The organism is Leucobacter sp. M11 (assembly GCF_035726885.1).
Classification (GTDB): Bacteria; Actinomycetota; Actinomycetes; order Actinomycetales; family Microbacteriaceae; genus JAPFRB01.
On the sequence record NZ_JAPFRB010000029.1, the window covers coordinates 1 to 265 of the forward strand.

Annotated in this window: 1 protein-coding gene; it reads left to right on the forward strand. The window is 44.2% G+C overall.

Features of this window, described 5'->3' with window-relative positions; all coding sequences use genetic code 11:
* Positions 1-265 (forward strand): LysM peptidoglycan-binding domain-containing protein (locus OOT08_RS18880; RefSeq protein ID WP_325094441.1); only part of this gene is annotated, 265 nt, incomplete at both ends.

Below are 265 nucleotides of genomic sequence, written 5' to 3' on the forward strand. Positions count from 1 at the left end.
TAACATTGCAAACAAGCATTCCATCACCCTTGGTGAACTAAAAAGCTGGAACAGCCTCTCCACTCACATGATTTATCCTGGTCAAAAGCTGATCGTCTCCAAACAGACCAATCAGCCAAAACCGGATAAACCGGCACAGGAACCAAGTCCTGTAACAGGTTCTGCAAGCTACACTGTACGCTCAGGTGATACTCTGTCAGGGATAGCCTTGAAGCATCAAACCACTGTCATAGAAATCAAGAGACTTAACGGATTAAAATCAGAT